Raw genomic sequence first — 15,129 nt, forward strand, 5'->3', positions numbered from 1 at the left:
GGACCATGCAAACTCGTGACGATATTTTCAACACCCTGCGCGATGCCTTGGTGGAACTGTTTGAACTGCCGCCTGAGCGCGTCACCCTCGACGCCAACCTGTACCAGGACCTGGAAATCGACAGCATCGATGCCGTCGACCTGATCGACCATATCAAGCGCCAGACCGGCAAGAAGATCGCCGCTGAAGAATTCAAGGCGGTGCGCACCGTCAACGACGTGGTTGAGGCGGTGTACCGTCTGGTCCAGCCTGCCGCATGAGCCGACTGATCGGCCTTGGCCTGTTGCTGGCGGGGCTGCTGTACCCTTTTGCGGTGTATTACGGCACCGAACACTTTGCGCCGTGGCAATTTGGCCTGCTGCTGGGCAGCCTGTGGTTGCTGCGCGCACTGACCGGCGCACGGCGCCCCGGCAGCCGCTGGATGGCGGTGGCGGTGATCGTGTTTTGCCTGCTGTTGGCCTGGTTCGACAACCCGCAGTTGCTGCGCTGGTACCCGAGCCTGGTCAGCGCGTTCATGTTGGCGCTGTTCGGCTTGAGCCTCAAATACGGGCCGCCGATGGTCGAGCGCCTGGCGCGCATGACCGACCCGCAGCTGCCGCCCAACGCAATTGTGTACACGCGCCAGGTCACCGTGGTGTGGAGCGTGTTTTTTCTGTGTAATGGCCTGCTCGCCGCCGCCCTCACGCTGTGGGCGCCGCTGAGCTGGTGGACGTTGTACAACGGCCTCATTGCCTACGGGCTGATGGGGCTGCTGTTTGCCGTGGAATGGCTGGTACGACAAAGGGTTCGAGGCCGCGTATGAATGGGTTGAAACTTGAGCACGTGCTGCTTGAGGCGCTGGAACAACGTTCGGTCACCACCGAACCTGCGATGAATCACGTGCAACTTTGCGAGCAGGCCCTGAGCCTGGCGGCGGGCCTGCAGGCGCGCGGCATCCGGCGCTTGGCGGTGCACCTGGAAGACGCCGGTGTGCTGGCGATTGCCCTGCTGGGCGCCTGGCGGGCCGGGGTCAGCGTACTGCTGCCCGCCGACTTGCAGCCGCAGACCCGTCAACGCTGGGACGACAGCGTAGACGCCTGGCTGGTTGAGGCCACCGATCTGGACGCGTTGTATCAAGCGCCGTTGAGCCCTGCCGCGCTCGACCTCGACGCCTGCCAATTGAGCCTGTGCACCTCCGGCTCCAGCGGCGAACCCAAGCGCATCGACAAGACCCTGCGCCAACTGGCCAACGAAGTGGCGGCGCTGGAAGCACTGTGGGGTGCAGACCTCAAAGACGCCTGCATCATCGGCAGTGTGGCCACCCAGCATATCTATGGTTTGCTGTTTCGCGTGTTGTGGCCGCTGTGCGCCGGTCGCACTTTTGTGCGCAAGCAACTGGCCTTCCCTGAAGACATGCAGCGCGCCAGCCGCGAGCATGCACAATTTGCCTGGGTCGCCAGCCCCGCGCTGCTCAAGCGCATGGGCGACAACCTCGACTGGCCCGCACTGAGCCAAGTGTCGCGAGTATTCTCCTCCGGCGGCGCGCTGCCGGTGGAAGCCGCCGGCAGCCTGTACGACCGCTTGCAGCAATGGCCGACGGAAATCCTCGGCAGCTCGGAAACCGGCGGCATCGCCTGGCGCCAGGGCGCACAGCCATGGCAGCCATTTGCCGATGTCGTGCTGAGCCAGGATGCCGACGGCGCCCTGCGCATTGCCTCGCCGTACCTGCCGGCCGGGCATATCGAACAAACCGCCGACGCGGCGCGCATTCATTGCGATGGCCGCTTCGAGCTGCTCGGGCGCCTGGACCGCATCGTCAAACTGGAAGAAAAACGCATCTCCCTGCCCATGCTCGAACAGGCATTGCTGACCCACGCCTGGGTCGCTGAAACCCGTCTGGGCGTGGTGCAGGAAAACCGCGCCTCACTCGGCGCACTGGTGGTGTTGAGCACCGAGGGCCTGCATGCGCTGCGCAACCAGGGCCGCCGCACCGTCACCCAAACCCTGCGCGAACATTTGAGCCAGCATTGCGAAGCCCTGGCCCTGCCCCGTCGCTGGCGCTTGCTGCGCCAGCTGCCGCTGAACAGCCAGGGCAAACTGCCCCAGGCCGACGTCGAGGCGTTGCTGCTGGCACCACGGCCAAAGGCGCCGGAAGTGTTGGAGCAAGTCGAAGCCAACGGCGAGTGGACTGTGCAACTGAGCATTCCGCCGGACCTGGCCTACTTCAGCGGCCATTTCCCGGTCACGCCGGTGCTGCCGGGCGTGGTGCAGGTGGAATGGGCCTTCAACCTCGGCCAGCAACTGCTGGACTTACCCACGACCTTTGCCGGGATGGAAGTGCTCAAGTTCCAGCAACTGGTGCGCCCAGGTGACCAGATCGAACTGCACCTGCGCTTCGACCCGGAGCGCGGCAAGCTGTACTTCGCGTACCGCAACGGCGATGCGGCGTGCTCCAGTGGCCGGATCAAACTGGTAAGCGCGCATGCATAACCCCTGCGCCCTCATCCCGGTCTACAACCACGAAACCGCCGTACCCGCCGTGGTGCACAGCCTGTTGAACAGCGGCCTGCCGTGCCTGCTGGTCGATGACGGCAGCAGCCCGGCGTGCGCCGCGGTATTGGCGCACCTGGCAACGCTCGATCACGTCACCTTGCTGACCCTGCCAAACAACCAAGGCAAAGGCGGCGCGGTCATGGCCGGTTTTCGCGAAGCCGCGCGCCTGGGCTTTACCCACGCCCTGCAAGTAGACGCCGACGGCCAGCACGACCTGCGTGAAGTCGACAGTTTCCTCGACGCCTCGCGCACGCACCCAAACGCGGTGATCTGCGGCTACCCCGAATACGACGACAGCGTGCCAAAAGGCCGCTTGTACGCGCGCTACCTGACCCACGTGTGGGTGTGGATCAACACCCTGTCACTGCAGATTCGCGACTCGATGTGCGGTTTTCGCGTGTACCCATTGGCGCCCACCCTGGCGTTGATGGACTCGGCGTACATTGGCACGCGCATGGATTTCGACTCTGACATCCTGGTGCGCCTGGCCTGGCGCAACCAGCCGATGCGCTGGCTGCCGACTCAGGTGCATTACCCCACCGACGGCGTGTCACACTTCCGCCTGTTCCGCGACAACGTGCGCATCAGTGCCATGCACACCCGGCTGTTCTTCGGCATGCTGGTGCGCGCGCCGATGATTGTGTGGCGACGGTGGCAGGCATGAGTGACAGCACCAAACACTGGGCCGACCGTGAAGAACGCGGCAGCTTCTGGCTGATGAAACTCACCGCGTTCGCGGCCAAAGTGCTGGGCCGTCGCCTGTTGAGCCCGGTGCTGTACGGCATTGTTTTGTACTTTTTCCTGTTCGGCCGCACGGCGCGGCAAAGCACCTGGGAATACCAGCAGCGCCTGGCCGACTGGAGCGGGCGCGACGCGTTGCGGCCCAGCCATAAAAGCGTGTTCGGCCAGTTCATGGCCTTCGCCGACTCCCTGCTCGACAAGCTCGACGTGTGGAACGGCAAGCTGCGCATCGGACAGATCGAAATCAACGACCCGGCGCAGTTGCGCGGGCAACTGCGCGGCGAGCGCGGCCAGATGCTGGTGGGCGCGCACTTGGGCAACCTTGAGGTGTGCCGTGCACTCGCAGAGATCGGCGAGCAAGTCACCATGAACGTGCTGGTGCACACCAAGCACGCCGAACAATTCAACCGCCTGCTGGGCGAAGCCGGGGCCACGCATTTGCGCCTGATTCAGGTCAGCGAGCTGGACCCGGCGACCATGCTGCTGCTCAGCCAGCGACTGGACGAGGGCGAGTGGCTGGCGATTGCCGGTGACCGCGTGCCGCTGCACGGCGGGCGCAAGGTGCGCGTGGATTTCCTTGGGCATGCCGCCGCCTTCCCTCAAGGCCCGTGGCTGCTGGCCGGCCTGCTCAAATGCCCGGTCAACCTGCTGATGTGCCTCAAGCACAATGGCCGCTATCGCCTGACCATCGAGCCGTTCGCCGCCTTGATCGAATGGAAGCGCAGCACCCGCGAGCAGGTCATTGCCCTGTGGACCGCCCGCTACGCCGCACGCCTGGGCCAGTTTTGCCTGGAGGCGCCCCAACAATGGTTCAACTTTTACCCTTTCTGGAAGACCGATGACCCCGCATCTTGAACCGGTAATTTTTGGCGAACGCCACCTGCCAATCGAAGACGTGCTGGCCCTGGCCAACCGCCAGGCGCCCACGCAAATGCAGGCTGACGCCGCTTATCGCCAGCGCATCGCCAAAGGCGCGCAGTTCCTCGACTCGCTGCTGGACAAGGAAGGCGTGATCTACGGCGTGACCACCGGCTACGGCGACTCCTGCGTGGTGGCGGTGCCGTTGCAGCACGTCGAAGCGTTGCCGCGCCACCTCTACACCTTCCACGGTTGCGGCCTGGGCAAGTTACTCGACGCCCAAGCCACCCGCGCTGTGCTCGCCGCACGCTTGCAGTCGCTGTGCCATGGCGTATCCGGTGTGCGTGTGGAGTTGCTGGAGCGCCTGCATGCCTTCCTCGAACACGACGTGCTGCCGCTGATCCCGGAAGAAGGTTCGGTGGGCGCCAGCGGCGATCTGACGCCGCTGTCCTATGTGGCTGCGACCCTGTCCGGTGAGCGCGAAGTGCTGTTCCGTGGCGAACGCCGCCAGGCTGCCGACGTGCACCGTGAACTCGGCTGGGAACCGCTGGTGCTGCGCCCCAAGGAAGCCCTGGCCTTGATGAACGGCACCGCCGTGATGACCGGCCTTGCCTGCCTGGCTTTCGCCCGTGCCGACTACCTGCTGCAACTGGCCACGCGCATCACCGCGTTGAACGTGGTGGCGCTGCAAGGCAACCCGGAACACTTCGACGAGCGCCTGTTCGCCGCCAAGCCGCATCCGGGGCAGATGCAAGTGGCTGCGTGGCTGCGCAAGGACCTGGCGATCGATGCGCCGACCGCGCCGCTGCACCGCTTGCAGGATCGCTATTCGCTGCGCTGCGCACCGCATGTGCTGGGCGTGTTGGCCGACAGCTTGAACTGGCTGCGTTCATTTATCGAAATCGAACTGAACAGCGCCAACGACAACCCGATCATCGACGCCGAAGCAGAACGCGTGCTGCACGGCGGTCACTTCTACGGCGGGCATATCGCTTTTGCCATGGACAGCCTCAAGACCCTGGTGGCCAACGTCGCCGACCTGCTCGACCGCCAACTCGCGCTGCTGGTAGACGTGCGTTACAACCATGGCCTGCCGAGCAACCTGTCCGGCGCGCCGGCAGACCGCGCGATGATCAACCACGGCTTCAAGGCCGTGCAGATCGGCACCAGCGCCTGGACCGCCGAAGCGCTGAAAAACACCATGCCGGCCAGCGTGTTCTCGCGCTCCACCGAGTGCCACAACCAGGACAAGGTGAGCATGGGCACCATCGCTGCCCGCGACGCAATCCGCGTGCTGGAGCTGACCGAACAGGTCGCCGCCGCCACGCTGCTCGCCGCCAACCAGGGCGTGTGGCTGCGCGCCCAGGCTGAAGACGCACGCCCACTGCCACCGGCCCTGGCGGCCATGCATATCGAGCTGGCCAAAGACTTCCCGCCGGTGATCGAAGACCGCGCCCTGGAAGGCGAACTGCGCCTGTGCCTCAAACGTATCGCCGAGCAACACTGGAGGCTGCATGCGTAGCCAGGGCGTTTTGCATTGCGACACGCAAATACTCGTGCCGTTTTTTGATGTCGACACCATGAACGTGGTGTGGCACGGGCATTACGTGAAGTACCTGGAAGTGGCGCGCTGCGCGTTGCTGGACAAGCTCGGCCACAACTACACGGCGATGCTCGAATCCGGCTACGCCTGGCCGGTGATCGACATGCAGCTGCGCTATGTGCGCGGCGCGGTGTTCGGCCAGACCCTCAACGTGCGCGCCAGTTTGGTGGAATGGGAGAACCGTTTGAAGGTGAACTACCTGATTACCGACCTCGCCAGCGGCGAGCGCCTGACTCGCGCCAGCACCGTGCAAGTGGCGGTTGAAATCGCCAGCCGCGAGATGCAGCTGGCCTCGCCAAAAGTATTCACCAACGCCGTAGAGAGAGCCCTGAAATGAGATCCCCTGTGGGAGCGGGCTTGCCCGCGAAGGTCGTCAACGATAACGTGGGTCGCCTGACACTACGCGGCGCACTCAGGCTATTCGCGAGCAAGCCCGCTCCCACATTGATCGGGTTCGTTCTGTTGTTGTGTATTCCAGGTCTGGCTCACGCTTTCGACTTGCAGCAGCTCAGCGACCAACTGGCCAAACCCTCCGTCATCCACGGCAACTTCACCCAGGAAAAACACCTGCGCGCCCTGCCCCAGCCCTTGGTCAGCAAAGGCACGTTCGTACTCGCCAAAGACCACGGCCTGCTGTGGCTGCTCAAAACCCCGCTGCAACAGGACTACCGCATCAGCGCCCAAGGCATTGCCCGGCGTGACGCCAATGGCTGGCAATTGCTGCCGAACAAGAGCGCCGGTGCCGAGCAGAATCGCCTGTTTCTGGCCGTGCTTCAGGGCGACAGCAGTGGCTTGCAGCGTGATTTCGAGCTGCAACTGCAAGGCGAAGCCCGACAGTGGAAGCTGACGCTGGTCCCACGCTCGCTGCTGCTCAAGCAGGTGTTCACCCGGATCAATATCGACGGCGGCGAGCTGGTGCAAACAATCGAACTGCTGGAAACCCAGGGCGACAGCACCGTGCTGCGCATGCAGGACAGCACTGCCGGCCAACCGTTGAGCGAATCGGAGCAACACGACTTTGCCCAGTGAGCGCTGGCTGCCGCGCCTGTTCTTGATCCTGCTGGTGGCGGTATTGGCCCTGGCCGGCTGGCAATGGCGCCAGGGTGCGCCGTTGTCGGCCAACCTGATGGAGCTGGTGCCGGGCAGCACGCCGGACGCGCTGGAACTTAAGGCCGAACAGCGCATGCAGGAACCGCTGAACCGCGAAATGCTGGTGTTGGTAGGGCATGCCGATCGGCAAAAAGCCGTAGCAGTGGCGCAGCAGATGGGCGAACGCTGGCAGGCCAGCGGGCTGTTTGAAAAAGTGCAGTGGAACCTGCAAGCCGACTTGCCCGCCCTGCGTGAACAACTGCTGCGCGGGCGGCTGGCAATGCTCTCGGCCAAGGACCGCAAGCAGTTGATCGAACAGCCCGACGTGTTCATCCAGCAGCGCGTGCAGGCTTTGTTCGACCCGTTTACCGGGTTCAGCCTGGTGCCGAGCCAGGACGACTGGCTGGGCCTCACCGGGCGCATCCAGAACAGCCAGCCGCAGCACGGTTCGGTGCAGCTGGATATCGGCAGCGGCGCATTGATTGCCGATGCCGACGGCAAAAGCTGGGTGCTGCTGCGTGCGCGCACCACCGGCAATGCCTTTGACATGAAACTGCCGCTGCAAGTGGCGGATCTGCTCCAGGCCGGTCGCGAACAGGCCCGCGAGCAAGGCGCGCAATTGCTCGCTGCCAGCGGCCTGCTTTACGCCGCCAACGGGCAGCAACAAGCCACGCGGGAAATCACCTGGGTGGGTGGCGGCGCCACGCTGGGCATCCTGTTGTTGCTGTTGCTGGCGTTCCGGCGCTGGCGCGTGTTGCTGGCGTTTGTGCCGGTGCTGGTGGGCATGCTGTTCGGCGCGGTGGCCTGTGTGGCGCTGTTCGGCCATATGCATGTGATGACCCTGGTGCTGGGCTCCAGCCTGATCGGCGTGGCGGTGGATTACCCGCTGCACTACCTGTCCAAAAGCTGGAGCCTGCAACCCTGGCGCAGTTGGCCGGCCTTGCGCCTGACCTTGCCGGGGCTGAGCCTGAGCCTGGCGACCAGTTGCATCGGCTACCTGGCGCTGGCCTGGACGCCGTTCCCGGCGCTGACGCAAATCGCGGTGTTCTCCGCCGCCGGCCTGGTCGGTGCTTACCTGTCGGCCGTGTGCCTGCTGCCCGCGCTGCTCAAGGACGTGGAACTGCGCCCGGCGCAATGGCCGCTGCGCATCGCCGAATGCCTGTGGCTATTGCGCGCCGCGTTGCTCAAGCGCGTGCCAAGCCCGGTATTGCTGGCGCTGCTGCTGTTGTTTTGCGCGGGCGGCCTGTGGCACTTGAACAGTAAAAACGATATCCGCCAGTGGATCGGCGCCCCGCCGCAATTGCTGCAAGAGGCGCAGGCCGTGGCGCGTATCACCGGGTTCCAGCCCACCAGCCAGTTTTTCCTGGTGCGCGCCGACAACCAGCAGCAGTTGCTGGAACGCCAGGCCGCCCTGGGCGAACGCCTGGATCAGTTGGTGAACATGGGCAAGCTGCAAGGCTACCTGGCGCTCAACCAACTGGTGAGCCTGCCAGCTGAGCAGCAACAACTGCGTGATGCGCTGAACAACCTCGCACAGCACTGGCAGCCGCTGCTGGACCTGGGCGTGCCGGCCAGCGCGCTGCAAGCCGAAGTCACGCAACTGCAAGCGCTGCCCACCGAAGACATCGATGCCGCACTGATCGGCCCATTGGCTGAGCCATGGCGCACCTTGTGGCTGGGGCCGGTGGACGGCGGCGTGGCGGCGATGGTCAGCCTGCAAGGCCTGAACAACCCGGCGCTGTTGCGCGTGCAAGCGCTGGATTTACCCGGCGTGCAACTGGTCGACCGGCTGGGTGATTTGAACCGGGTGTTTGCCGACACGCAGATCAGCGCGGCGCAATTGAAGTTGATGTCGTGTGTGCTGATTGTGCTGTTATTGATCATGCCGTTCGGCTTTGGCGGTGCGTTGCGCATCGTCGCCCTGCCGTTGCTCGCGGCCTTGTGCAGCCTCGCCAGCCTCGGTTGGCTGGGCCAGCCGCTGACCTTGTTCAGTCTGTTCGGCCTGCTGTTGGTCACCGCCATCAGCGTCGACTATGCGATCTTGATGCGCGAGCAGATCGGCGGCGCGGCCGTGAGTCTTTTAGGTACGCTGCTGGCGGCGCTGACGACCTGGTTGTCGTTTGGCCTGCTGGCGGTGTCGAGTACACCCGCCGTGAGTAATTTCGGCCTGTCGGTCAGCCTTGGCCTGGCGTTCAGCTTTATGCTGGCGCCTTGGGCCGGGCATCAGAAGCACGCCTTATGAATGTGTTAATCGCCAAAGTGGCAAGGAGCCCTCGTGCCCACAGTTGAAATGGAACGTCGCCAGGTGGTGGTGATCGGTGCCGGGCCATCCGGCGCCATCGCCGCCGCGCTGTTAAAGCGCAACGGGCATGATGTATTGATTATCGAGCGCGAGCATTTCCCGCGTTTCTCGATTGGCGAAAGCCTGCTGTCGCACTGCATCGACTTTATCGAAGAGGCCGGCATGCTCGACGCCGTGCAGGCTGCGGGTTTCCAGGTAAAAACCGGCGCGGCGTTCGCCTGGGGCGAGCGCTACAGTGCGTTTGATTTCAGTGACACCTTCAGCAACGGCAAGCCCACCACCTTCCAGGTGCAGCGCGGCGAGTTCGACAAGTTGCTGGCCGATCAGGCGGCCTTGCAGGGCGTAGAGATTCGCTACGGCGAAAGCATCGTCGGCGTGGATTTCGCCGGTGAAAGCCGCTACCTGCATGTGCGCCGCGAGAACGGCAGCGACTATCACCTCAAGGCCAAGTTCGTGCTCGATGCCAGCGGCTACGGCCGCGTGTTGTCGCGCCTGCTGGACCTGGAAGCGCCGTCGAATTTCCCGGTGCGCCAGGCGGTGTTTACCCACGTTGAAGATCACATCACACACCCAGGTTTTGATCGCAGCAAAATCCTTGTCACCACTCACCCGACCCAGCGCGATATCTGGTTCTGGACCATCCCGTTCAACAATGGCCGCTGCTCGGTGGGCGTGGTCGCAGCCAAGGAGCATTTCGACGGTCTCGACAGCGACCTCAACGCCTGCCTGCGCGGTTTCATCGCTGAGACGCCAAGCCTCGCCGGCGTGTTGCAAAACGCCGTGTGGGATACGCCCGCACGCACCCTCGGCGGCTATTCGGCCAACGTCAAAACCCTGCATGGCCCATGCTTTGCGCTGCTGGGCAATGCGGCGGAGTTTCTCGACCCGGTGTTCTCTTCCGGCGTGACCATCGCCATGCGCTCGGCGAGCATGGCCGCAGGTGTGCTCAGCCGCCAACTCAAGGGCGAAACCGTCGACTGGCAAACCGAGTTCGCCGAGCCGCTCAAACGCGGGGTCGACACCTTCCGTTGCTATGTCGAAGGCTGGTATGCCGGCACCTTCCAGGACGTGATTTTTCACCCAGGCAGCTCACCCGAGATTCGCCGGATGATCAGTTCGATCCTCGCCGGTTACGCCTGGGATGAGCGCAACCCATTTGTCAGCGAGCCCAAGCGGCGGCTGCGGATGCTCTCGGAAATTTGCGCGGGGGAGCCGGTATGAGTAGCCAATACCTGAGTAAAAACTACGTCGAAGAAACCAGGTTCGGCTTCTGGTTCCTCCGCAGCCACACCTGGCAGCATCACGTGTTGCGCGTGGCGATCAATGACCTGCGCAGCTTGTTCACCGACCCGCTGCCCGTGGCGCCGGTGTTGCTGGATGCCGGTTGCGGCCAGGGCAAGTCGTTCCAGTATTTGCAGCAGGTGTTCGCGCCACAGCGCTTGATCGGCCTGGATGCCGACCCGCACAGCCTGGAGCTGAGCCAGGCGGAAGCCAAGCGCCAAGGCTTGGCCATCGAGCTGATCGGCAGCGACTGCGCCACGCTCCAGGTGCCGGACGCAAGCGTCGACATCCTGTTCTGCCACCAGACCTTTCACCATCTGGTGGAACAGCATCGCGCCTTGAAAGAGTTCTATCGCGTACTCAAGCCGGGCGGCTATCTGCTGTTTGCCGAATCCACCGAAGCCTATATCGACACTTGGGTGATTCGCTGGCTGTTCCGCCACCCGATGCACGTGCAGAAAAGCGCTGAAGAATACCTGGAGATGCTGCGCGAGCAGGGTTTTGAGTTCGGCCCGCAGAACGTGTCGTACCCGTATTTGTGGTGGAGCCGCTCCAGCGATTTCGGCCTGCTGGAGCGCTGGGGCCTGCGCAGCCCACCGCCGGTTGGCCAGCGCGAAGAAACCCTGGTCAACTGCGTGGCGCGTAAACCTTTAGCGAGCGCCGAAACATGATTCGTATGCTGTTGATGGGTTGCCTGTTGCTGCTGAGCGCCTGCGTCAGCCAGCCGCCACTGCCCGAAAAAACCCCGGCCCTGGCCTTGCCCATGCAATTGCACGTGCAGCGCCGCGCCGACGGCCAAACCCAGGATTGGCTGCTGGTGATCCAGCGCGAAGGCACGGCCATTCGTTGGTCGATGATGGACCCGTTGGGTATTCCCCAGGCCCGGCAAAAGCTGATCAATGGCCAGTGGCAAGCCGACGGCTTGCTGCCGCCCAATCCGCAGGCGCGTGAGCTGTTTGCGGCGCTGTTGTTTGCGCTGACCTCGGCCGATGACGTGCCCACGCTGTACCCGCGTGCCCAGGCCATGGACCTGACGCGCACGCTGCCAGGGCATTGGCAGATTGTCTATCAGTCCTCCGAGGTGTTCAGCGTGAACATGGCCGACCAGCCGTTGAGCTACCGCATCACCCCACTGGGGGCGGCGCGATGACGGCTTACCTGAATGCCCTGGGCGTGATCTGCGCCCTGGGGCGGGGCCAGGCTGAGGTCAGCCGCAACCTGTTTGCCGGCGATTGCTCCGGCATGCGCGCCGAAAGCGGTTGGGTGCCGGAGCGTGTGCTGCCAGTGGGCGGCGTGCGCAGTGAGCTGGTGGCAATCCCGGCTGAGCTACGCCCGCAGAGCAGCCGCAATAACCAATTGCTGCTGGAAGCGGCCGTGCAGATTGAAAGCGAGCTGCGCCGGGCGATCCACACCTACGGCGCCTCGCGGGTCGGCATTGTGCTGGGCACCAGCACCTCGGGCATCGATGAAGCCAGTCGCGGCATCGCGCATTACCTGCGTGGGCAGCAGTTCCCGGGCGACTATGACTACCAGCAACAGGAACTCAGCGCACCGGCGAATTTTCTCGCCGACTGGTTGCACGTCAGCGGCCCGGCCTATGTGATTTCTACTGCTTGCACTTCCAGCGCCCGTGCGTTGATGAGCGCCCAGCGCCTGCTCGACCTGGGTGTGTGTGATGCGGTGATCTGCGGTGGCGTCGACAGCCTGTGCAAGCTGACGCTGAACGGCTTTACCGCGCTGGAAGCGGTCTCCAGCGAGCGTTGCAATCCGTTTTCGGTTAACCGCAACGGCATCAATATCGGCGAAGCGGCGGTGCTGTTCCTGATGACTAAAACGCCTGCGCCGATTGCCTTGCTCGGCAGCGGCGCCAGTTGCGATGCGCACCATATCTCCGCGCCCGAGCCCACCGGCAAAGGTGCGTTGCAGTCGATGCGCAAGGCCTTGGCCAGTGCCAAACTTGAACCGGAACACATCGGTTACCTGAACCTGCACGGCACCGCGACCCAACACAACGACGCCATGGAAAGCCTGGCCGTCGCCAGCCTGTTTCCTCAAGGCGTAGCCTGTTCGTCGACCAAGCCCATGAGCGGTCACACCCTCGGTGCCGCAGGCGCGCTGGAAGCGGCGTTCTGCTGGTTGAGCCTGATCCATGACCGTGTACCGCCGCATGTGTGGGACGGCCAAGCCGACCCGGCGCTGCCCGCGTTGCAGTGGGCACAGACCGGCGACACCTTGAAAAAACGCTGCCTGATGAGCAACTCGTTTGCCTTCGGCGGCAATAACGTCAGCCTGATAATCGCGGAGGCCCCATGATCGATTGGCCACTCGCCGAGCTGCTGCCCCACGCGGGCGACATGATCCTGATCGACCAAGTGCTGTCGTTCGATGAAGAGCAGGTTCACACCCGCGCCACCGTCAAGCCCGGCGGCCTGTTCAACCGGCCGGACGGCAGCCTGCCCGCCTGGGTCGGCATCGAGCTGATGGCGCAGAGCGTCGCCGCCTATGCCGGCTGCCGCGCGCGCCGGAACGGCGAGGCAGTGGAACTGGGTTTCCTGCTCGGCACGCGCAAGTTTGAATGCAACGTGGAGCATTTCCCGGCCGGTGCCGAGCTGCGCATCCACGGCCTGCGCTCGCTGGAAGACGACAACGGCATGGGTGTGTTCGAATGCCACCTGACCGGCGACGGTATCCAGGCCAGCGCACGCTTGAACGTATTTCGACCGCCCCAGGCGGCCAACTATTTAGAAGAACCGAAGGACGCAACGCCATGACTGAATCCGTACTGGTCACCGGCTCCAGCCGTGGCATCGGCCGCGCCATTGCCCTGCGCCTGGCCCAGGCCGGGCATGACATCGTGCTGCATTGCCGCAGTGGCCGCGCTGAAGCGGACGCGGTAAAAGTCGAGGTCGAGGCATTGGGCCGCAAGGCGCGGGTGCTGCAATTCGATGTGGCGGATCGCGCCAGCTGCAAGGAGATCCTTGAGGCCGACGTGGAGCAATATGGCGCCTATTACGGCGTGGTGCTCAACGCCGGCCTGACCCGCGACGGCGCTTTCCCGGCCCTCTCGGAAGACGATTGGGATGTGGTGATGCGCACCAACCTGGATGGTTTCTACAACGTGCTGCACCCGGTGATGATGCCGATGATTCGTCGTCGCGCGGCCGGACGCATTGTGTGCATCACCTCGGTTTCCGGCTTGATCGGCAACCGTGGCCAGGTCAACTACAGTGCCTCCAAAGCCGGGTTGATCGGCGCAGCCAAGGCCCTGGCGATTGAACTGGGCAAGCGCAAGATCACCGTCAACTGCGTGGCCCCCGGCTTGATCGACACGGCGATGCTGGATGAAAACGTGCCGGTCGAAGAACTGATGAAGATGATTCCGGCGCAGCGCATGGGCACCCCGGAAGAGGTCGCCGGTGCAGTGAACTTCCTGATGTCGGCCGAGGCCGGCTATATCACGCGCCAAGTGCTGGCCGTGAATGGGGGCTTGTGCTGATGAAGCGCGTCGTCGTCACCGGCATGGCCGGCATGACCTCCCTGGGCAGCGATTGGGACACCATCGCCGCCAACTTTCGCGCCAACCACAGCGGCATCCGGCGCATGGATGAGTGGGACCGTTTTACTGAATTGAACACGCGTCTGGCCGGGCCGATCGACGATTTCGTCGTGCCTGCGCACTGGACGCGCAAGCAACTGCGCAGCATGGGCCGCGTCTCACGCCTGGCGGTATGGGCGGCGGAACAGGCGTTGCAGGACGCCGGGTTGCTCGGCGATGAATCGATCAAGGACGGGCGCATGGGCGTGGCCTGTGGCTCATCTACCGGCAGCACCGATGAGATCAAGGCGTTCGGCAATATGCTGCTGAACTCGGTGGCCGAGGGGCTGAATGCCAACTCCTATGTGCGCATGATGCCGCACACCACGGCGGCAAATATCAGCATCTTCTTTGGCCTCACCGGGCGGCTGATCCCCACCTCCAGCGCCTGCACCAGCGGCAGCCAGGGCATTGGTTACGCCTACGAGGCGATCAAGTTCGGCCGCTTGCCGTTGATGCTTGCCGGCGGCGCCGAAGAGCTGTGCCCCACCGAAGCCATGGTGTTCGACGCGCTGTACGCCACCAGCCTGAAAAACGACGCGCCGCAGACCAGCCCGCGCCCTTACGACAGCGGCCGTGACGGCCTGGTGATCGGCGAAGGCGGTGGCATGCTGGTGCTCGAAGAGCTGGAACACGCCTTGGCACGCGGTGCGCATATCCACGCCGAACTGGTGGGTTTTGGCAGCAACGCCGACGGCCAGCACACCACGCGCCCGGAGCAGAAAACCATGCGCCGCGCCATGGAGCTGGCGCTGGAAGATGCCGGGCTTGAGCCATCCGCCATCGGCTACGTCAACGGCCACGGCACCGCCACCGACCAGGGCGACATCGCCGAAACGCTGGCCACCAGCAGCCTGTTCGGCAGCCGCATGCCGATCAGTTCGCAGAAGAGCTTTCTGGGCCACACCTTGGGCGCGTGCGGCGCGCTGGAGTCGTGGTTCAGCATCGAAATGATGAACCGCGACCAGTACGTACACACCTTCAATCTGGATGCTGTCGACCCGCAATGCGGCGAACTGGATTACCTGCAAGGTGGGTTTCGCGAGATGCACAACGACTATGTGATGAACAACAATTTTGCCTTCGGCGGCGTCAACACTTCGCTGATCTTTCGCCGCTGGTCCTGAT

The 15,129-nt window shown here is 63.9% G+C and carries 16 protein-coding genes; all 16 read left to right on the plus strand.

What is annotated here, in order from left to right:
• Nucleotides 1-5 precede the first annotated feature (5 nt).
• Genes BFP92_RS19645 through BFP92_RS19720 form a run of 16 tightly spaced genes read left to right on the plus strand, consistent with a single transcriptional unit; the run spans nt 6 to nt 15,128 of the window.
• Nucleotides 6-260 carry an acyl carrier protein gene (locus tag BFP92_RS19645; protein WP_003187949.1) on the plus strand — a complete coding sequence of 85 codons (255 nt, stop codon included), beginning with the start codon at nt 6-8 and terminating at the stop codon, nt 258-260.
• Nucleotides 257-802, plus strand: coding sequence for a COG4648 family protein (locus BFP92_RS19650; RefSeq protein ID WP_065930736.1), 546 nt, complete (start codon nt 257-259; stop codon nt 800-802). Before BFP92_RS19645 ends, BFP92_RS19650 begins: the two co-directional genes overlap by 4 nt.
• On the plus strand, nt 799-2,469 hold the full coding sequence (locus BFP92_RS19655) for an acyl-CoA synthetase family protein (RefSeq protein ID WP_065930737.1): 1,671 nt from the start codon (nt 799-801) through the stop codon (nt 2,467-2,469). Before BFP92_RS19650 ends, BFP92_RS19655 begins: the two co-directional genes overlap by 4 nt.
• A complete protein-coding gene (locus BFP92_RS19660) occupies nt 2,462-3,196 on the plus strand; it encodes a glycosyltransferase family 2 protein (protein WP_065930738.1) in 735 nt (244 codons plus the stop codon). The genes BFP92_RS19655 and BFP92_RS19660 overlap by 8 nt, the downstream gene beginning before the upstream one ends.
• Nucleotides 3,193-4,128, plus strand: coding sequence for an LpxL/LpxP family acyltransferase (locus tag BFP92_RS19665; RefSeq protein ID WP_065930739.1), 936 nt, complete (start codon nt 3,193-3,195; stop codon nt 4,126-4,128). The genes BFP92_RS19660 and BFP92_RS19665 overlap by 4 nt, the downstream gene beginning before the upstream one ends.
• Nucleotides 4,112-5,653, plus strand: coding sequence for an HAL/PAL/TAL family ammonia-lyase (locus tag BFP92_RS19670; protein ID WP_065930740.1), 1,542 nt, complete (start codon nt 4,112-4,114; stop codon nt 5,651-5,653). The genes BFP92_RS19665 and BFP92_RS19670 overlap by 17 nt, the downstream gene beginning before the upstream one ends.
• Nucleotides 5,646-6,071 carry an acyl-CoA thioesterase gene (locus BFP92_RS19675; protein ID WP_065930741.1) on the plus strand — a complete coding sequence of 142 codons (426 nt, stop codon included), beginning with the start codon at nt 5,646-5,648 and terminating at the stop codon, nt 6,069-6,071. Before BFP92_RS19670 ends, BFP92_RS19675 begins: the two co-directional genes overlap by 8 nt.
• Entirely contained in the window at nt 6,068-6,763 is a 696-nt protein-coding gene (locus BFP92_RS19680) for an outer membrane lipoprotein carrier protein LolA (protein WP_065930742.1), read from the plus strand. Before BFP92_RS19675 ends, BFP92_RS19680 begins: the two co-directional genes overlap by 4 nt.
• Complete coding sequence (locus tag BFP92_RS19685) at nt 6,753-9,065, plus strand: MMPL family transporter (protein WP_065930743.1); 2,313 nt, start codon at nt 6,753-6,755, stop codon at nt 9,063-9,065. The genes BFP92_RS19680 and BFP92_RS19685 overlap by 11 nt, the downstream gene beginning before the upstream one ends.
• Before the next feature lie 33 nt (nt 9,066-9,098).
• Entirely contained in the window at nt 9,099-10,346 is a 1,248-nt protein-coding gene (locus BFP92_RS19690) for an NAD(P)/FAD-dependent oxidoreductase (RefSeq protein ID WP_083221763.1), read from the plus strand.
• Nucleotides 10,343-11,077 carry a class I SAM-dependent methyltransferase gene (locus tag BFP92_RS19695; protein WP_065930745.1) on the plus strand — a complete coding sequence of 245 codons (735 nt, stop codon included), beginning with the start codon at nt 10,343-10,345 and terminating at the stop codon, nt 11,075-11,077. Before BFP92_RS19690 ends, BFP92_RS19695 begins: the two co-directional genes overlap by 4 nt.
• On the plus strand, nt 11,074-11,556 hold the full coding sequence (locus BFP92_RS19700) for a hypothetical protein (RefSeq protein ID WP_065930746.1): 483 nt from the start codon (nt 11,074-11,076) through the stop codon (nt 11,554-11,556). The genes BFP92_RS19695 and BFP92_RS19700 overlap by 4 nt, the downstream gene beginning before the upstream one ends.
• Nucleotides 11,553-12,719, plus strand: coding sequence for a beta-ketoacyl-[acyl-carrier-protein] synthase family protein (locus tag BFP92_RS19705; protein WP_065930747.1), 1,167 nt, complete (start codon nt 11,553-11,555; stop codon nt 12,717-12,719). The genes BFP92_RS19700 and BFP92_RS19705 overlap by 4 nt, the downstream gene beginning before the upstream one ends.
• Nucleotides 12,716-13,177, plus strand: coding sequence for a hotdog family protein (locus BFP92_RS19710; RefSeq protein WP_065930748.1), 462 nt, complete (start codon nt 12,716-12,718; stop codon nt 13,175-13,177). The genes BFP92_RS19705 and BFP92_RS19710 overlap by 4 nt, the downstream gene beginning before the upstream one ends.
• Nucleotides 13,174-13,902: a 3-oxoacyl-ACP reductase FabG gene (gene fabG / locus BFP92_RS19715; RefSeq protein WP_056860606.1), complete on the plus strand. Its 729-nt coding sequence runs from the start codon at nt 13,174-13,176 to the stop codon at nt 13,900-13,902. The genes BFP92_RS19710 and fabG overlap by 4 nt, the downstream gene beginning before the upstream one ends.
• A complete protein-coding gene (locus BFP92_RS19720; RefSeq protein WP_065930921.1) occupies nt 13,902-15,128 on the plus strand; it encodes a beta-ketoacyl-ACP synthase in 1,227 nt (408 codons plus the stop codon). The genes fabG and BFP92_RS19720 overlap by 1 nt, the downstream gene beginning before the upstream one ends.
• Nucleotide 15,129 lies beyond the last annotated feature (1 nt).

This window comes from Pseudomonas sp. 58 R 3 (assembly GCF_900006605.1).
GTDB lineage: Bacteria > Pseudomonadota > Gammaproteobacteria > Pseudomonadales > Pseudomonadaceae > Aquipseudomonas > Aquipseudomonas salomonii.